Origin of the sequence: Curtobacterium sp. 9128, assembly GCF_007673775.1 — a bacterium.
GTDB lineage: Bacteria > Actinomycetota > Actinomycetes > Actinomycetales > Microbacteriaceae > Curtobacterium.
Window position 1 is genome coordinate 144,661 of sequence record NZ_VEAF01000007.1, and the last position, 16,581, is coordinate 161,241.

The 16,581-nt window shown below is 72.3% G+C and carries 12 protein-coding genes; 4 read left to right on the plus strand and 8 right to left on the minus strand.

Going from position 1 to position 16,581, the window contains the following annotated elements; genetic code table 11:
- Window positions 1–30 precede the first annotated feature (30 nt).
- The 4 genes from prfB to FS641_RS15635 form a co-directional block, all read right to left on the minus strand.
- Window positions 31–1,140 (minus strand): peptide chain release factor 2, encoded by a 1,110-nt coding sequence (gene prfB / locus FS641_RS15620; protein ID WP_144765478.1) that lies wholly within the window; start codon window positions 1,138–1,140, stop codon window positions 31–33.
- A gap of 81 nt (window positions 1,141–1,221) precedes the next feature.
- Complete coding sequence (locus FS641_RS15625; RefSeq protein WP_144765480.1) at window positions 1,222–1,446, minus strand: hypothetical protein; 225 nt, start codon at window positions 1,444–1,446, stop codon at window positions 1,222–1,224.
- Between the two features lie 65 nt (window positions 1,447–1,511).
- A complete protein-coding gene (locus FS641_RS15630) occupies window positions 1,512–1,874 on the minus strand; it encodes a hypothetical protein (protein ID WP_144765482.1) in 363 nt (120 codons plus the stop codon).
- 23 nt (window positions 1,875–1,897) lie between these two features.
- Window positions 1,898–3,061, minus strand: coding sequence for a cysteine desulfurase family protein (locus FS641_RS15635; RefSeq protein WP_144765484.1), 1,164 nt, complete (start codon window positions 3,059–3,061; stop codon window positions 1,898–1,900).
- 59 nt (window positions 3,062–3,120) lie between these two features.
- Between FS641_RS15635 and FS641_RS18185 the strand changes: the two genes are divergently transcribed.
- From FS641_RS18185 to glgB, 3 genes are all read left to right on the plus strand, one after another.
- Window positions 3,121–5,154: a glycogen-debranching protein gene (locus FS641_RS18185; RefSeq protein WP_186317796.1), complete on the plus strand. Its 2,034-nt coding sequence runs from the start codon at window positions 3,121–3,123 to the stop codon at window positions 5,152–5,154.
- Between the two features lie 545 nt (window positions 5,155–5,699).
- Complete coding sequence (locus FS641_RS15650; protein WP_186317797.1) at window positions 5,700–7,700, plus strand: maltotransferase domain-containing protein; 2,001 nt, start codon at window positions 5,700–5,702, stop codon at window positions 7,698–7,700.
- The gene (glgB, locus tag FS641_RS15655; protein ID WP_260855869.1) at window positions 7,697–10,453 is read left to right on the plus strand and encodes a 1,4-alpha-glucan branching protein GlgB; all 2,757 of its coding nucleotides are present in this window, start codon (window positions 7,697–7,699) and stop codon (window positions 10,451–10,453) included. Before FS641_RS15650 ends, glgB begins: the two co-directional genes overlap by 4 nt.
- A 249-nt stretch (window positions 10,454–10,702) precedes the next feature.
- Here glgB and FS641_RS15660 read toward each other — a convergent pair whose 3' ends face one another.
- Window positions 10,703–11,704 (minus strand): tetratricopeptide repeat protein, encoded by a 1,002-nt coding sequence (locus FS641_RS15660; RefSeq protein ID WP_144765488.1) that lies wholly within the window; start codon window positions 11,702–11,704, stop codon window positions 10,703–10,705.
- Complete coding sequence (locus tag FS641_RS15665; protein ID WP_144765490.1) at window positions 11,701–13,443, minus strand: hypothetical protein; 1,743 nt, start codon at window positions 13,441–13,443, stop codon at window positions 11,701–11,703. Before FS641_RS15665 ends, FS641_RS15660 begins: the two co-directional genes overlap by 4 nt.
- A gap of 188 nt (window positions 13,444–13,631) precedes the next feature.
- On the opposite strand from FS641_RS15665, the gene FS641_RS15670 reads away from it, so the two are divergent.
- The gene (locus FS641_RS15670; RefSeq protein ID WP_144765492.1) at window positions 13,632–15,446 is read left to right on the plus strand and encodes a hypothetical protein; all 1,815 of its coding nucleotides are present in this window, start codon (window positions 13,632–13,634) and stop codon (window positions 15,444–15,446) included.
- An 81-nt stretch (window positions 15,447–15,527) separates the two neighbouring features.
- Here the strand turns inward: FS641_RS15670 and FS641_RS15675 are convergent, their stop codons facing one another.
- Together FS641_RS15675 and FS641_RS15680 are read right to left on the minus strand one after the other, a co-directional pair.
- Complete coding sequence (locus FS641_RS15675; protein WP_144765494.1) at window positions 15,528–16,268, minus strand: alpha/beta hydrolase; 741 nt, start codon at window positions 16,266–16,268, stop codon at window positions 15,528–15,530.
- Complete coding sequence (locus FS641_RS15680; protein WP_186317798.1) at window positions 16,265–16,573, minus strand: hypothetical protein; 309 nt, start codon at window positions 16,571–16,573, stop codon at window positions 16,265–16,267. Before FS641_RS15680 ends, FS641_RS15675 begins: the two co-directional genes overlap by 4 nt.
- Between the last annotated feature and the right edge of the window lie 8 nt (window positions 16,574–16,581).

The window sequence follows — 16,581 nt, forward strand, 5'->3', positions numbered from 1 at the left end:
CCGGCTCGGAAAGCAAGCCAGGCGCGCGGCTCAGGACTCCACCGATTGCTTACGCCAGCGGATGCCGGCGTTGATGAAGCCGTCCAGGTCGCCGTCGAACACCGCTGAGGGGTTGTTCACCTCGTGCTCGGTCCGGAGGTCCTTGACCATCTGGTACGGCGCCAGGACGTAGGAGCGGATCTGGTCGCCCCAGCTCGCGGTGATGTTCCCCGCGAGCTCCTTCTTCTTGGCGTTCTCCTCCTCCTGCTTGAGGAGCAGGAGCCGGGACTGCAGCACGCGCATGGCGGCCGCGCGGTTCTGGATCTGCGACTTCTCGTTCTGCATCGACACGACGGTGCCGGTCGGGATGTGGGTCAGCCGCACCGCGGAGTCCGTCGTGTTGACGGACTGGCCGCCGGGACCCGACGAGCGGAAGACGTCGACGCGGATGTCGTTCTCGGGGATGTCGATGACGGCGGTCTCCGGCATGAGCGGGATGACCTCGACCGCGGCGAACGACGTCTGCCGCTTGCCCGCTGCGCCGAACGGCGACATCCGGACCAGCCGGTGCGTGCCCGCCTCGACCGACAGGGTGCCGAACGCGTGCGGCGCGTCCACCTCGAAGGTCGCGGACTTGATCCCCGCTTCTTCGGCGTACGAGGTGTCCATCACCGTCGTCTTGTAGCCGTGCTGCTCGGCGTACCGCAGGTACATGCGCATGAGCATCTCGGCGAAGTCCGCGGCGTCGACGCCGCCGGCGCCGGCACGGATCGTGATCACCGCGGGGCGGTCGTCGTACTCGCCGTCGAGGAGCGTCTGCACCTCGAGGTCGCCCATCGTCTTGGTGATCGCCTTGAGCTCGGCGGCGGCCTCGTCGGCGGAGTCCTGGTCGTCGGCCTCGTTCGCCATCTCGACGAGCACCTCGAGGTCGTCGATGCGCGCCTGCGTGTCGGTGATCTTCTTCAGCTCCGACTGCCGGTGCGAGAGCGCGCTCGTCACCTGCTGCGCGTGCTCGACGTCGTCCCAGAGGTCCTGGGCCCCGGCCTGCTCGGAGAGGTCGGCGATCTCACGCTGCAGGCGGTCGACGTCGACCACCGAGCGGATGTTGCCGAAGGTCTCTCGGAGGGCGGAGATCTGCTCGGTGAAGTCCAGTTCGACCATGATCGTCGATCCTACCGGGGCTCCCCGGCCTGGAGGCACGGTGCAGCTCCGGCAGGACCGTCAGGACGGTCGGCAGGACTGTCAGAACAGCAGGAACGGAACCGCGATCAGCATGCCGACGACGATCACCACGACACCGCCGGCGACGACCACACCCGCCGCGAGCACCGAGACCGCGCCGCTGAAGACCGCGAGCAGCCCGCTGAGCCCGGCGACCTGCCCGAGTGCCGAGGACGTCGCGGGGACGGACTGCTCCCCGCGACGCAGGAGCTCGTCCATGTCCGCGGGGCCGTCGTCGTGCTGCACCCCACAAGCATCCCACCTCGAGCAGTGCGGGCAGCTCCGACTGCGGGAACCCGAGCCTGTGCCGGTCAGGCCCGCTCGTCGACGAGGGCGACGAACCGACTGCCGATGCCCTCGACCTCGCGGCGCACGAGTCCGGCCGTCGGGTCGGGCGCCTGGTACGGGGCGTGGTAGTCGCACATCAGGTGGTCCCAGTCCGGCCACCACTTCTTCGGCCGTGCCGTCTCGGCGTACCCGCAGACGACGCACTCCAGGCGCACCCAGACCTTCTTCGTCCCGGTGCGGTTCGCGCGGGACTGGACGAGCCACGCCGGCGGATCCTGCTCGATCGCAGCGAGGTCGGCCTCGCTCAGCCGCGCGGGGATCCCGTGGTGGGTCGCCATCTCGAGGGGGATGTCGAGCCGGACGGCGGCCTCGCGTCGTGAGAGCATCCGCCAAGCCTAGGCGTCGAGACCTACCGCCCGAGGACCGGCTGCCGGGACGCCATGCCCGCGGCGCTCGCACGCGCCACTGCGTCGGGCAGGGCGGACAGGAAGGCGTCGACGTCGGCGTCGGTCGAGGTGTGCCCGAGCGTGATCCGGAGTGCGCCGCGGGCCTCGTCCTCGCTGAGTCCCATCGCGAGCAGGACGTGCGACGCCTCGGGGACGCCGGCCTGACACGCCGAACCGGTCGACACGGCGATCCCGGCGGCGTCGAGGAGGAACAGGAGGGAGTCGCCCTCGCAGCCCGGGAAGGTGAAGTGCGCGTTGCCCGGGAGTCGGTCCACCGGGTCGCCTCGGAGGACGGCCGACGGCACGGCGTCCTGCACGCCGGCGATCAGCCGGTCGCGGAGCCCTCGGACGTCCGGGTGCGCCGTCGCGGCCGCGACCCCGAAGGCGATCGCGGCCGGGGCGTCCTGCGTGCCGCTCCGGACCTGGCGCTGCTGGCCGCCGCCGTGGATGAGCGGCTCGACCGTCGCCGAGCGGCCGAGGACGAGCGCCCCGATGCCGACCGGCCCGCCGACCTTGTGTGCCGACACGCTGAGGGCGTCGAGCCCGGACGCACGGAAGGCGACCGGGACCTGCCCGTAGGCGGCGACCGCGTCGGCGTGCACGGGCACACCGACGGCGTGCGCCAGCGCGACGACCTCGGTGACCGGCTGGATCGTGCCGACCTCGTTGTTCGCCCAGAGGAGCGTGACCAGGGCGACGTCCTCGGCGGAGGCGAGCCGTGCCTCCAGTCCGGCGAGGTCGAGGCGACCCTGGGCGTCCAACGGGACCACGTCGACGACGGCACCGTCGTGCCGCTCCAGCCAGTCCACGGTGTCGACGGTGGCGTGGTGCTCCCCCGCCGCCACCACGATGCGGGGCCGCGGACGGTCCTGCTGGCGGGCCCAGTAGAGCCCCTTCACGGCGAGGTTGATGCTCTCGGTGCCGCCGGAGGTGAAGACGACCTCGACCGGTTCGGCGTCGAGCGACGCGGCGACGCGGGCGCGGCCGTCCTCGAGCAGCATCTTGGCGCGCTGCCCGGCGCTGTGGATCGAGGACGGGTTGCCGACCGTCGTGAGTGCGTCCGTGTAGGCGGCGAGCGCCTCCGGCAGCATCGGCGTCGTCGCGGCGTGGTCGAGGTAGACCGACACGCAGGCACCCCTTTCTCGTGCGTTCTCAGGATACCCGCTGGTCCTCGTACCCTGGTCAGGTGTATGAAACCGCGATCGAGACCAACCAGGGGTTCGTCCTGCGTGCTGACGGTACCGCGCGCTTCGCGATGCGGTCGGCCTCGGCCACCCGGGCGACGCTCGTCGTCGACGGCCGGGGCGCGACGTCGCTGGAGCGTCTCGGGGACTCCGACCTCTGGACCGCGTCGGTGGACGACGTGCGGGTCGGTGACACGTACCACCTGCTCGTCGACGGTCCGTCCGGGCCGCGGCACGACTTCGACGGGTCACGGCCGCTGCTCGACCCGTACGCGCGGGGCATCGTCCCGCGTGCCGCCGACTCCCCCGCGCGCTGGACGAGCGTGGTGGTGGACGGCGCGTTCGACTGGGGCGGGGTGCCGAAGCCGACGGTGCCGCTCGACCGCGCCGTCGTCTACGAGGCGAACGTCAGCACGCTGACCGCCGCGAACCCCGCCGTGCCGGAACACCTGCGCGGCACGTACGCGGGCATCGCACACGCCAGCACGATCGCGCACCTGCGGCGCATCGGCGTGACGACGCTCGAGCTGCTGCCGGTGCAGGCCTTCGACACCGAGCGCTGGCTGCGGGACGCCGGCCGGGAGAACGCGTGGGGCTACAACACGCTGGGCTTCTTCGCCCCGCACGCCGGGTACGCCTCCGCCGGGGCGCGGGAGCAGGGTGCCGACGGGGTGCTCCGCGAGTTCAAGGGCATGGTCCGGCTCCTGCACGAGGCGGGGATCCAGGTGGTCCTCGACGTGGTCTACAACCACACCGCCGAGGAGGGGCTCGGCGGTCCGACCACGTCGCTCCGCGGGATCGACGGTGCGAACCGGTACCGCTGGGCGGCCGACGACACGTACTTCGACACCACCGGCTGCGGGAACACGCTCGACACGTCCGTGGAGGCCACCGCCGACCTGGTCCTCGACAGCCTGCGGTACTGGGCGCGCGAGGTGCAGGTCGACGGGTTCCGCTTCGACCTGATGGCGTCGCTCGCCCGGGACGCCGACCACGCGTTCGACCCGGCGCACCCGGTCCTGGAGCGCATCCGGCACGACCCGGACCTGCAGGACGTGCTCGTGATCGCCGAGCCGTGGGACGTCGGACCGGACGGCTGGCGGACCGGGCACTTCGGCGAGCGCATCACCGAGTGGAACGACGGGTTCCGGGACGTGGTCCGGCGGTTCTGGCTGACCGACATCGCCGAGGAACGGCGGAACGGCGCTCCGCACACCGGCATCGGGCGGCTCGCGGACGCGCTGACCGGCTCGCGCAGTCTGTTCGGCGCCGACCGGGGTCCCCTCGCCGGGGTGAACTTCGTCACCGCACACGACGGCTTCACGATGCTCGACCTGGTGTCGTACGACGACAAGCACAACGCGGCGAACGGTGAGGACGACCGCGACGGCTCGAACGACAACAACTCGTTCAACCACGGCGTCGAGGGGACGTCGAGCGACCGCGGGGTGCGCGCGGCACGGGGCCGTTCGCTGCGGAACCTGTTCGGGACGCTGCTGCTCTCCGCCGGGGTGCCGATGATCACCGCCGGCGACGAGCGCGCACGGACGCAGCACGGCAACAACAACGCCTACGTCCGCTCGGAGGACCTGACGCCGGTGGACTGGTCCGACGGCGAGGACGCCGAGTCCGTCACCGAGTCCGTCGCGGCCCTCACCCGGCTGCGGGCGGCGCATCCGGCGCTGCGACCGTCGCGGTTCGGGGTCGACGGGCAGGTGACGCCCTCCGCATCGCGGATGAGCTGGTACGGGCCCGACGGCGGTCCGATGACGGAGGGCGCCTGGAACGAGCCGATCCACCGCGCGGTGCAGTACTTCGTCGAGTCGACGCCGGAGCACGAGCCGTACGACCGGGTGCTCGTCGTGGTGCACGGCAGCGGGCGGACGCGGGACCTCACGCTGCCGGTGCGGGAGGACGTCCTCGCCTACCGGCTGGCGTGGTCGAGCGAGAAGCACCGGGACCTCGACCGGCACCGGCCGGCGGGGACGGTGTTCACGGCGTACGGGCCGGGGATCCACGTGTTCGAGGTCGTCTGAGGGGTCGGGTGCGGGGGGCCGCGCACGGTGCGCGGTTCGGGGCGCGGTGGGCGGTTCGGTCCGGGTGCTTGGTCCGCACGGTGCGCGGTCCGGGCCGCGGTGCGCTGGCCCGGTCCGCACCGTGCGCGGTTCGGGCCGCGGTGCGCTGGCCCGGTCCGCACCGTGCGCGGTTCGTACCCGGTGCCCCGTTGACCGCTCGGTGCCGCCATGGAGGCTCGCACGGTTCGGATAAGCCCGCACGAGCGAACAAACGCGCACCGTGCGCGGTCCGGGCCGCGGTGCGCTGGTCCGGTCCGCACCGTGCGCGGTTCGTACCCGGTGCCCCGTTGACCGCTCGGTGCCGCTATGGAGGCTCGCACGGGTCGGGCAAGACCGCACCGGCCGACAACCCCGCACCGTGCGGGGCGACACCCGCCGGCGAGTGACTGCGCACCGTGCGATCAACCGCGCACCGTGAGGGAACGCACCCGAGATCGAGCAGCGCGTTGTCCACAGACTCGCCGTTCCGGGGAACAGCAACGGTGCTGCCGGGTAGCGTCGTCTCCGTGGCCACCGCAGACCGACCCCGGCGTCCGAAGATCGGGCGCATCCCGATCACCGATCTCGCCCCGAGGACGCCCAACGGCTTCCCGGGCAAGGCGTTCGACGGCGAGGTGATCACCTTCGGCGCGACCGTCTTCCGAGAAGGGCACGGCGTCATCGGTGCCGACCTCGTCCTGGAGCGTCCCGACCGCGGCACCAGGACCGTCCCGCTCACCCTCGTCGCTGCCGGCACCGACCGGTACGAAGCCACGGTGCAGGTGGACCACACCGGCGTGTGGGCCTGGCACGTCGAGGCCTACTCCGACGACTGGGCGACGTGGCTGCACGGCGCGCGCCTGAAGATCGCCGCCGGCGTCGACACCGAGGCCACCCTGCTCGACGGCGCAGCGCTGCTCGACCGGCTCGCCGCGGAGACGGACTCCCCCGCCGCTGCCCGCGCCGCCGAACGCGTCCGGGACGACTCCCTCGACCCGGCCGAACGGCTCGCGGCGGTGGACGACCCCCGCATCGTCGGCGAGGTCGAGGAAGCGCCGCTCACCTCGCTCCGGACGCAGTCCGCCGTGCAGCTGCTCGACGTCGAGCGCACCCGGGCGGGCGTCGGCGCCTGGTACGAGTTCTTCCCCCGCAGCGAAGGCGCCAAGCGGGGCGCCGACGGCTCCTGGAAGAGCGGCGACTTCCGCACGGCCGCCCGCCGGCTCCCCGGAGTCGCCCGCATGGGCTTCGACGTCGTGTACCTGCCGCCGATCCACCCGATCGGCCACACCGCGCGGAAGGGCCCGAACAACACGCTCGACGCCGGCCCCGACGACCCGGGCAGCCCGTGGGCGATCGGTTCGGAAGACGGTGGGCACGACGCCATCCACCCGGACCTCGGCACCGAGGACGACTTCCGCGACTTCGTCGAGACGGCGAAGAACTCGGGGATGGAGGTCGCGCTCGACTTCGCGCTGCAGTGCTCCCCCGACCACCCGTGGGTCCGGGAACACCCGGAGTGGTTCACGGTCCGCGCCGACGGTTCGATCGCCACGGCCGAGAACCCGCCGAAGCGGTACCAGGACATCTACCCGATCCAGTTCGACTCCGACCCCGACGGCCTCGTCGCCGAGGTCGAGCGCGTACTGAAGCACTGGATCGCCTTCGGCATCCGCATCTTCCGCGTCGACAACCCGCACACAAAGCCGCTGTGGTTCTGGGAACGCGTGATCCGAGAGATCCGCGACGAGCACCCCGACACCGTGTTCCTCGCCGAGGCGTTCACCCGCCCCGCGATGATGCGTGCCCTCGCCGAGGCCGGGTTCCAGCAGTCGTACACGTACTTCACGTGGCGGAACACCAAGGACGAGATCACCGACTACTTCGATGAGCTCGCCCACGAGACGGCCGCGTACCTCCGTCCGAACCTCTTCGTCAACACGCCCGACATCCTCACCGAGTACCTGCAGTTCGGCGGCCGCGCCGGGTACAAGGTCCGGGCGGCGCTCGCCGCGACCGGTGCGCCGACGTGGGGCATGTACTCCGGCTACGAGCTCTTCGAGGACGTCGCACGTCCGGGATCCGAGGAGAACATCGACAACGAGAAGTACGAGTACAAGCCGCGCGACTTCGCGCTCGCCGAAGCGGAGGGCGCGAGCCTCGCCCCGTACGTGACGATGCTCAACCGGTTCCGCTCGGCGCACCCGGCGCTCCGGCAGCTCCGGAACCTGCATGTCCACGCCAGCGAGGACGACGCCGTCGTGGTCTACTCCAAGCACCTCCCGGGACGGTTCATCCGCTCGGGTCGCGACGACACGGTGATCGTCGTCGCGAACGTCGACCCGCACTCGGCGAGGGAGACCACCGTGCACCTCGACCTGACCGCCCTCGGTCTCGACCCGGAGCAGGCGTTCGACGTCCGCGACGTCGTCACCGGGCAGCGCTGGGTCTGGGGCTCGTCGAACTACGTCCGCCTGGACGCATTCCAGGAACCCGTGCACCTGCTCGTCGTGGAAGGACCACACCGATGACCACCGACCCCAACGAGGCCGACCGGAACGAACCCCGGGACCGCGGGCAGGGGCCGAGCGTGCCGCCGGTCCAGCCGCCGCCCCCGCCCGTCTCGGCGCGACCGACGCCCGCCGTGCCGAAACCGGTGCCCTCTCGACCCGTCGCGACGCCGCCGCAGGTGACCTCGCCGTCGGGTTCCGGCGGCACGTCCCGGACGGAACCCCGCGCGTCCGCTCCCGGTGAGGACATGCCCGGCGCGCGCCTGCCCAAGCGGGAGTCCCCCGACCGCGGCGTGCAGGAGTCCGAGACCCTCGGCGGCGGCGCGACCTCGATGCCGGAGACCACGCCGGTCGCAGACGCGGCGCCCGTGGCGGAGACGGCCCCGGCGGACACCGCCCCGGAGACAACCGAGGACACAGCCCCGGACGCGACGGCTCCGGCAGGAACGGCCCCCGAGGCAGCGCACCCGCGGCATGCCGCACCGGAGCCGGCGACCGCTGACGACGCCAAACCCGAGCCGGACGCCGCACCCGAGCAGACCGCTTCCGAGCCGACCGCATCCGACGCGAACACGGCAACGACGACGTCCGCCCTCCCCGCCCCGCGACCGGCTCCGGTCGAGGAGTGGCTCCGCCAGCAGGTCGCCGAGGGCCGATGGTCGCAACCGCACGACGTCCTCGGCCCGCACCCCGTCGACGGTGGGACGAGCGTCCGCGTGGTCCGTCACCTCGCCCGCGCCGTCCGGCTCGTCCGCCCCGAGGGGGACGACATCGAGCTCACCTCAGAGGGCGACGGTCTCTGGGCCGGGGCGACCTCCGAGACGCTCGGCCGGTACCGCGTCGAGGCCGACTACGACCAGGACGAGTCGACGGACGCCGACGACACGACCTGGACCACCGACGACGCCTACCGGTTCCCGCCGACCCTCGGCGACCTGGACCTGCACCTGTTCGGTGAGGGTCGCGACGAGCAGCTCTGGCACCACCTCGGCGCCCACGTCCGCACGATCGACGGAGTCGACGGCGTCGCGTTCGCCGTCTGGGCACCGCGTGCCACCGCCGTCCGCGTGATCGGTGACTTCGAGGGCTGGCAGGGCCGCACGACGGCCATGCGCCGACTCGGCGACCTCGGCGTCTGGGAGCTGTTCTGGCCCGGCGCCGTCGAGGGACAGCGCTACAAGTTCCAGATCCTCACCGACAGCGGCTGGGTGGAGCGCGCCGACCCCTTCGCACGCCGCACCGAGGTCCCGCCCCTGACCGCCTCGGTGATCACGAGCGCCCACCACGAGTGGTCCGAAGGGGACCGCGCGTGGATGGAGCAGCGGGCGCAGACGACCACGCACGACCGACCGATGAGCGTCTACGAGGTGCACCTCGGTTCGTGGCGTCCCGGCCTGTCGTACCGCGAAGCCGCCGACCAGCTCATCGGGCACGTGCAGTACCTCGGCTTCACCCACGTCGAGTTCCTGCCGCTCTCCGAGCACCCGTTCGGCGGGTCGTGGGGCTACCAGGTCACGGGCTACTACGCCCCGACGGCGCGCTTCGGCTCCCCGGACGACCTCCGGTACCTGATCGACCGCCTGCACTCCGCGGGCATCGGCGTGATCATGGACTGGGTGCCCGGCCACTTCCCGAAGGACGAGTGGGCCCTGGCGAAGTTCGACGGGTACGCCCTGTTCGAGCACCCGGATCCCCGCCGCGGCGAACAGCTCGACTGGGGCACCTACGTGTTCGACTTCGGTCAGCCGCAGGTGCGGAACTTCCTGGTCGCGAACGCGCTGTACTGGATGGAGGAGTTCCACATCGACGGCCTCCGCGTCGACGCGGTCGCGTCCATCCTGTACCTCGACTACTCCCGCACGGACTGGCTGCCGAACATCCACGGCGGCCGCGAGAACCTCGAGGCGATCTCCTTCCTGCAGGAGACCAACGCCACCGCGTACAAGCGCTACCCCGGCATCGTGATGATCGCCGAGGAGAGCACCTCGTGGCCCGGCGTGACGCAGCCGACGAGTGCGGGCGGCCTCGGGTTCGGGCAGAAGTGGAACATGGGGTGGATGCACGACACGCTCGAGTACGTGCAGCGCGACCCGGCGTACCGCGCCTACCACCACGACGAGTTGACGTTCTCGTTCGTGTACGCGTTCAGTGAGCAGTTCACCCTGCCGATCAGCCACGACGAGGTCGTGCACGGCAAGGGCTCGCTCTACGGCAAGATGCCCGGAGACGAGTGGCAGAAGCTCGCGAACGTCCGCGCGTACCTGTCGTTCATGTGGTCACACCCCGGCAAGCAGCTGCTCTTCATGGGGCAGGAGTTCGCCCAGGTCGCCGAGTGGTCCGAAGAGCGTGGCCTCGACTGGTGGCAGTCCGAGGACCCCGGGCACAACGGTGTCCAGCGGCTCGTCGCTGAACTCAACCGTGTCTACAAGCAGACGCCGGCACTGTGGACCCACGACGCCACCGCCGACGGCTTCGAGTGGATCGAGGGCGGCGACGCCCCGCACTCCACGATCGGGTTCCTCCGCAAGGCCGGCGACGATCGGCTCGCGGTGTTCGTGAACTTCTCGGGTGTGCCGGTCGAGCGTCGCTTCGGTCTGCCGTCGGCGGGACAGTGGCACGAGGTCCTCAACACCGACGCAGCCGAGTACGGCGGCTCCGGTGTGGGGAACCTCGGCGTCGTCACCGCCGAGGAGACCCCCTGGGCGGGACGTCCCGCCTCCGCCCACCTGGTGGTGCCGCCGCTCGGCGCGGTCTGGCTCCAGCTGGCGCAGTAGCGCGCAGCGGGTAAGGCGCAGCGCTCCGGCGCCGGGGCGGCGCGTGCGCGGCGAGGTTCCACGACTCGCCGCTCACGTCCGCCCCGGTTCCGCAATTCCGGCACCTCGCCGAGCGAGGTTCCAGAATCACGGAACCTGGCGCCGGATCGCCGGGGACCCCGGGACCGCAGGCGCCGGACGCGCCCACCAACGGACGGGAGGCCCGGTGCCAGCTGGCACCGGGCCTCCCGTCCGTCGCGGCGACGCGGCTCAGTACAGCGCGCTCGCGAGGCGGCGACGCGCCGCCACGACCCGCGGGTCCTCGGACCCGATGAGCTCGAAGTACTCGACGAGACGGACCCGGAGCGCTTCGCGGTCCGCACCGAACACCGTCGGGACCATGTCGAGCAGACGACCGAAGGCATCCTCGACGTGGCCGCCGCTGATGTCGAGGTCGGCGACGGCGAGCTGCGCCTGGACGTCGGTCGGGGCATCACCAGCGGCCGACCGGATCTCGTCCGCGGTGCGGCCCTGCAGTCGGTCGAGGAGCGACACCTGCGCGAGGCCCGCGACGGCCATCTGGTCGTGCGGGTCCTGCGCGATGGCGGTCTTGTACTCGTGGATGGCGGTGGCGTAGTCGCCCTGCTCGATGGCGTCGTAGGCCGCCTGGTGGTGCGGCGGCAGCGGCTCCGGCTCGGCCTCGGCACCGTCGGGTCCCGGGGCGGCGCCGTCGACGGCGACGCGGCCGGCGACGCCGTTCTGCTCCGCCGCCTGCAGGACCTGCTCGAAGACGTCGCGGACCTGCGCCTCGGGGAGGGCCCCGACGAACAGCCCGAGCGGACGTCCGCCGATGACGGCGGCGACGGTCGGGATGGACTGCGCCTGGAACGCCTGCACCAGCTGCGGGTTGGTGTCCGCGTCCACCTTGGCCAGGACGACGCGTCCGGCGTACTCCTCGGTGAGCTGCTCCAGGATCGGCGAGAGCTGCTTGCACGGACCGCACCACTCAGCCCAGATGTCGACGATCACCGGGACGATCGAGGACAGCTGGAGGACGTCCTGGAAGGTCTGGTCCGTGACGTCGATGACGAGCGACGGGAGGGTCAGGTCACCGCCCGCCTCGGAACCGGGCGCGCCCGCGGGGGCGGCGCCGGTCGTCGGGACGGCGCCGGGGGCGCCCTGCTGGGCCGGTGGACGGTTCGCGCGGTCGACCAGGGACGACAGGTCGACGGCTCCGCGGAGTCCGGACGGGGTCGGGGGGACGTTCGTCATTGCACCTCACTCGCTGCGATCAGGCCCTGCGTGAACCCGAGCAGGACCATCTTGTCGTCTGAACCGACCGCCGGCACGGAGAAGAGCAGCTGGACGCCGTACGTAGCGCTGATGCCCTTCTTGCTGGAGTCGACGCCGGACAGGGCCTTCACGGCACCCTCGGTGTTGACCTCGGCGCCGTCGGCGGTCGGCGTGACCTTCTCGATCTCGTTGAGGTCGACCGAGACGATCGCGCCGGCACCGTTCGTCGCGAGGGCGATCGCGGTGCCGTCGGGCGACTCGGACGAGTACTCGATCTTCGCGGTGTCCGGCAGCGACGACGACTTCTCGTCCTTGTACGCCTTGCCGATCTTCGCGCGGAGGTCGTCCCCGTCCGACTGGAACATGCGGGCGTACTGGCTGTCGGCGTCCTTCGACAGGATGTCGCCGTACGCGGCCCCGATCTCGTCGGGAGCCATCGCCAGGAGCTTCGTGTCCGAGGCGAGCTGCGCGGTGCCGATCGACACCGGCGCCACCGACGGCAGCTTGGCGTCGGCCTCGAGGGAGACGTCGTACACGACCTTGTAGTCGGCGCGGGCGGACTCCTGCACGAGCGTCAGGGCCTGCGGCGCGGTCTTGGTGTCCTTCGGGTCCGAGGTGACCACGAACACGGTGCGCGGCCAGCTGTCCGTCTGCTGCGGCAGCGCCACCGAGATGTCGGTGTCCGAGATCGCCGGCGGTGCCTGCACGTCCTGGTCCTTGCCGCGGATCTGGTAGTTGGCCTTGCGCAGCTCCAGCGCAGGACCGGCGAAGCGGGTCGCGGCGAGGTCGGCGTCCTTGTCGGCGTCGGCCTTCGTCGCCACCTCGGCGATGCGCCCGACGATGCGGGTGATCTGCTGTCGGGTGGCCGCGGTCGGCTCGGTCGTCTCCGCTGCGCCCGTCGCGGATGCACTCGGGGTCGCGGTCGCGCTGGGGTCGTCGCCGCCCTGCGGCCAGTACTCGGCCGAGCAGCCGGTGAGTGCGAGGGCACCGACGAGCACGACGGGGACGGCGATCAGGGACCTGCGGCCACGACGCGACCGCGTGGGCACCTGCGCACCGGCTGCCGCGGCCCGGCGCGAGGCGCGGACGCGAGGCGGCCTGGTCCCGCCGCTCCGACGACGCGGGCCCCGGGATCGGCGCTGGTGGACGAACGCCCAGACGAGCAGGACGATGCCGCCGAGCACGAAGACCCCACCGGCGACCATGAGCGGCCCGACCGACGGCGTCGCGGTGTCACGCGGCCAGGTCACGGAGACGTCCGACGGGGCAGCGGACTTGCCGTCGCCGACGATCACCATGGAGACGTCCTGCGGCAGGCGCACGGTGAACTGTCCTGCGCCGTCGTACTCCTGGTACCAGAGGTCACTGCCCTTCGGGTCCGGCACCGATCCGGCGCTGCCGCTCGTCCGGGCGACGAGGCGCTCGTCCTCGGCGTCGTAGCGGAGGGTGTTGTGCTTGGCCTTGCCCACCCAGGCGTCGACGTCGCTGGTCTTGCCGTAGGCGGCGAAGACCGTGCCCGAGCCGGCGATGTTGATGCGCTGGTACCCGGGGTTCGCGTTCAGCGTCGAGCCGGGGATGACGGTGACCGGGGCGGACGCCATGGAGGACGCCTGCGCGACGGTGGAGGACGGAGGCGCGAAGACGGTGCGCTGGGCAACGCCCAGACCGACGAGCAGCAGCCCGATCACGAAACTGATGATCGCCAGGACGAATCGCACGGATCTCTCTCCCTCGGCGCCGGGGTGGGGGGAATCGGCGCGCGAAACAACGACCCAGGATACGCGAGACAGCCTGGAGAGCGCATCCCCGCCGGCTGTCCGCCGACTCAGACCTGGCTCGTCGGGCACCACTACACTCGACGCGCGGGCGGCACGGCGCCGTCCTCGAGGACCACCGGGAGCGACACGTGGCGAACGACGAGGCAGAGTTCGGGACCGAGATGCGGGGGTACCGCAAGGACGACGTCGACCGTGCCCTGAACGACCTCCGCCGCGAACTCATCAAGTCGAACAACGACCGCGCCGAGGCCGCGAAGGAGATCCGGCTGCTGCAGTCCCGTGTCGCCGACCTCCAGGCCGAGCTCGACGAGGCGGGCACCCCCACGTACAGCGGACTCGGCACCCGGCTCGAGTCCACCCTCCGCGTCGCCGAGGAGCAGTCCACCCGGCTGATCAGCCAGGCCGACATCGACGCCCAACGCCTGCGCGCCTCGAGCCGCACCGAGGCCGAACGCACCCTCCGCGAGGCCCGGGACGAAGCCCGCGAGACCCTCGAGGACGCCAGGACCCGCGCGACGAACGAGGTCGCCCGCGCCCGCGCCGAGGCGGCGGACACCGTCGAACGTGCCCGCTCCGAGGCGGGCCTGCTCGTCCAGGACGCCAGGAACGAGGCCGCCGCCGTCCGCGGTGCCGCCGTGACCGAGGCGGCGGAGACCCGGTCCGTCGCGATCCGCGAGACGAACGCCCTCCGCGCGTCGGTCGAGCACGAGGTCGCCGAACTCCGTGAGCTCGCCCAGCGCGAGTCCGCCGACGCCCGCGCCGCCGCCGCCGACCTGGACCGCGACACCGAGCACCGCCGCAGCGTGTTCGAGGCCGACCACGCCCGCCGGCTCGAGGACCTCGACCGCGATGAGCGCACCCGCCGCGAGGCGCTCGACCGCGAGATCGCCGACGGCCGCGCGGCGTGGGAGCACGAGCACGCCGAGCGCTCACGAGCGCTGGAGCTCGAGGTCACGACGACCCGGGCCGACCTCACCGCCGAGGTGGACGCCCGGCGCGCCGAGCTCGACGCCGAACTCGCCGACCGTCGCCGCGTCCTCGACGAGGAGCTCGCCGCCGCCCGCGCCGAGTGGGACCGTGAACTCGCCTCCGCGCGGGCCGCGCTGGCGCAGGAGCTCGGTGCCGCCCGCGAGCAGCTGCGCATCGACCAGGAGCAGACCGCAGCGGAGAACGCACGGCTCGTCGAGGAGACCGCCGCGCGGATCGCCCGGGAGACCGAGGAACACCGCGAGCGCATCGACCGTGAGCGTGCCGAGGCGACCGCGGCCGCCGAACGTGCCGCCCAGGAGCACGACGCCGAGCTCGCAGCCCGGCGGGATCGCGAACACGCCGAGGTCGACACCGAGATCGCCGAGCGCCGGAGCGCCGAGCTCGGCAGCCTCCAGGCGGAGCGGACCGCGCTCCGGCAGGAGATCGACACCGCCAGGGCCGACCTCGCCAAGGAGCGCGACGAGGTGCGCGCCGAGATCGCCCGCGAGCGGGACGAAGCGCGGACGACGCTCGAGTCCGAGCTCGCCGCCCGTCGCGACGACGCCGAGCAGGACTACCTGCAGAAGCACCACGAGACGGTGCGCGAGACGCAGAAGTACCTCGACGAGGCGAACCTGCAGCTGGCCGAGGCGACGCGGCGTGCGACGGAGGCCCGCGAGCGGGCCGAGCGCCTCCAGCAGGAGGCCGACGAGCTGGAGCGCACGAGCACGGCCGACGCCGAGGAGCGCGCCCGTGCCCTGCTCGCCGACGCGCAGGAGCGCGCACACCGGCTCGTCACCGAGGCCGAGGAGCGGTCCGCAGCGGAGATCGCCGACGCCGAGGACCGACTCGCGGCGATCCGCACCGAGCGCGAGGCGGTCGCCGGGTACCTCGAGAACCTGCGTGGCGTGCTCTCGCACGCTGCTGGCGTGATGGACGACTCCCCCGTCCGCGCCGAACCGACCGACTCGTAGACCGACAGCCGGACTGGAGGCTCGACCCGAGCCTCCAGTCCGGTCACGGTCGTCGGTGGTCGCCGCGGCGGCCCACGGCCCTCAGGCGGTCCAGTGCGTCGGCAGCGGCGCGCTGCCGGGGACCACGAGGTCGGCGACGGTGTCGAGCACGATCCGGACGTACCGTTCGCCAACCCACAGGTGCTTCGCACCCGGAACGGGCACCACCCGGACGTTCGGCGCGACGGCGAAGCGCACGGCGGCCTCCTCGGGGCGGAGGAAGTCGTCGTGTTCGGGCACCAGCGCGACCACGGGGACGGACACGTCGGCCCACCGGGCGAGCTCCTCGTCCGTCGTGCGGTGCAGTGGCGGCGACAGCAGCACCACGCCGGCGACCGTGCTGGCGTCCACGTGTTCGCGTGCGTGCTTCAGGATCACCTCGGTACCGAAGGACCAGCCGACGAGCCAGGGGGTCGGGAGAGCGCGCGCCGTGACCTCGGCGACGGCTGCCCGCAGGTCGAAGCCCTCGGAGACGCCGTCGCCGAACGTGCCCTCGGACGTCCCCCGCGGCGAGGTGACGGACCGGAAGTTGAACCGGAGCACGGCGATGTCGGCCAGCTCCGGGAGCCGGGCTGCCGCCTTCTTGAGCACGTGCGAGTCCATGAAGCCGTGCGCCGTCGGGAGCGGGTGGAGCGTCACGATCGTGCCGCGGGCGGGACGTCCGTGCGGCTCGGCGAGTTCACCGACCAGCGTGAGGTGGTCGTCGGTGACGAGCTCGATGTCGGTCCGGTCGGCCGGCAGCTCGGTGCCGGACCGGATCTCGGTGTCGGGGGTGGTGCTCACGCGGTCCTCCAGCAGTGGTTGTGCCAGTGCCGGCGCGACGCCAGGTCCGCCGCGTCCCCGAGCACGCCGTCAGCGCGCCAGACGACGACGTGCGCGACGCCGGGTTCGATCGTCAGTCCGCAGCCCGGGCAGAGGTACTCCTTCTGCGCCGACGCGGCGGAGATCGGTTGCACGGCGAACGCACGACCACGCCGGACCTCGGTCCGACGCCACCCGCTCATCAGACGATCGAGACCGCCGGGCTCGTCGAGCTCGTCCGGACGGGTCTGCCCGCGGGCGCGCCGCGGCCGGTTGCTGCGCGGCACCTCGGGGT